2 protein-coding genes are annotated in these 1,732 nt (G+C 70.6%); both read right to left on the minus strand.

Features of this window, described 5'->3' with window-relative positions:
• Positions 1-116: 116 nt before the first annotated feature.
• The gene (gene nadA, locus PKE44_RS19090) at positions 117-1,190 is read right to left on the minus strand and encodes a quinolinate synthase NadA (protein WP_324554390.1); all 1,074 of its coding nucleotides are present in this window, start codon (positions 1,188-1,190) and stop codon (positions 117-119) included.
• A gap of 35 nt (positions 1,191-1,225) precedes the next feature.
• On the minus strand, positions 1,226-1,732 hold a 507-nt coding region (locus PKE44_RS19095), incomplete at its 5' end, for an NUDIX hydrolase (protein ID WP_324554391.1).

Genomic DNA, 1,732 nt, shown 5'->3' on the forward strand with positions numbered 1-1,732 from the left:
CCGGGCGGCGCGGCGCGGCGGCCGGCAGGCTTTCGGACTGCGCGATCAGGGCCTTCAGCGCCGCCGCGCGGGCGTGCGCGGCGAGGCGGCGGCTGGCGTCCGGACGTGGCATTGGTTCAGGCGTCGTTGTTGCCGAGCACGACGGTGTTGCGCGTGCGCGCGAAGTCGAGCAGCCGGCGGATCGGGCGCACGGCGCGCTCGCGGATGTCCTCGGGCACGAGGATCTCGTTGTCGCCGCGTTCGAGCACGCGCGCGAGCGAGCGCAGGCCGTTCATCGCCATCCACGGGCAGTGCGCACACGACACGCAGGTCGCGCCGCGCCCGCCGGTCGGGGCCTCGATGAAGGTCTTCTCCGGCGCCGCGGCGCGCATCTTGTGGAAGATGCCGTTGTCGGTCGCGACGATGAACTTCTGCGCCGGCAGCTCCTTCGCGGCCTTGATGATGCCGGTGGTCGAGCCGACGTAATCGGCGAGCGCGATGACCTCGGCCGGCGATTCCGGATGCACGAGCACCAGCGCGTCCGGATGTTCGAGCTTCATCTGCACCAGACCGTCGGCCTTGAAGGCTTCGTGCACGACGCAGGAGGCATCCCAGAGCAGCACGTCGGCACCGGTCTGGTCACGCACCCAGGCACCGAGGTGCTTGTCCGGCGCCCACAGGATCTTTTTGCCCTGCGCGTGCAGGTGGCGGACCAGATCGAGCGCGATGCCCGAGGTCGCCATCCAGTCGGCGCGCGCCTTCACGGCCGCCGAGGTGTTGGCGTAGACGACGACCTCACGGTCCGGATGCGCATCGCAGAAGGCCGAGAACTCGTCGGGCGGGCAGCCGAGATCGAGCGAGCACTCGGCGTGCAGGTCCGGCATCAGCACGCGCTTCTCGGGGTTCAGGATCTTCGCGGTCTCGCCCATGAAGCGCACGCCGGCGACGATCAGCGTCCTCGACGGGCACTCGGTGCCGAAGCGCGCCATGTCGAGCGAATCCGACACGTAGCCGCCGGTGGCATCGGCGAGTTCCTGCAGCTCCGGCGAGGTGTAGTAGTGCGCGACCAGCGTCGCGTCCTGCGCCTTCAGCAGGCTCCTGATGCGCGCGGTCAGCTCGGCGCGCTCGCCGGCTTCCAGCGTCTCGACGATGGTCGGCGGCACCTGCTCGGGCGTCAGCCGGTGGCTGCGGACAGGAACGGCTGCGTTCATGGGGTGGGCTCCGGGCGGCCGCGGGGCGGGCCGCATCACTTGATGAATTCGACGGTGCCGGGTCGCGCGACCCGATACAGCCGTGCCGGCCGGTGGTGTCCCTCGCGGGACAGCTCGCCGGTGTCTTCGATGCACGCGAGCGCGAGCACGCGCTTGCGGAAGTTCCGCTTGTCCAGCGCCTCGCCGAGGATGGTCTCGTACACCGCCTGCAGCGCCGACAGCGTGAAGCGCGCCGGCATGAACTGGAGGGCGATGGTCGAATAGTCGAGCTTGGCGACCAGCCGATCCAGCGCGCGCGCGACGATCGCCGCGTGATCGAGCGCGAGCCGCGGCAGCGCGCGCACCGGGAACCAGTCGCGGTGCTGATCGGCCGGACCGACCTCGAGCTGGCCGATCGGCACCAGCGCGTAGTACGCGACCGCGATCACGCGCTGCGCCGGGTCGCGATCCGGCCGGCCGAAGGTATACAGCTGTTCGAGCCAGACGCCGCGCACGCCGGTACGGGCCGCGAGATGACGAAGCGCCGAGGCATCGAGGTCTTC

The sequence above is a fragment of the Plasticicumulans sp. genome (assembly GCF_035331805.1).
Lineage (GTDB): Bacteria > Pseudomonadota > Gammaproteobacteria > Competibacterales > Competibacteraceae > Plasticicumulans.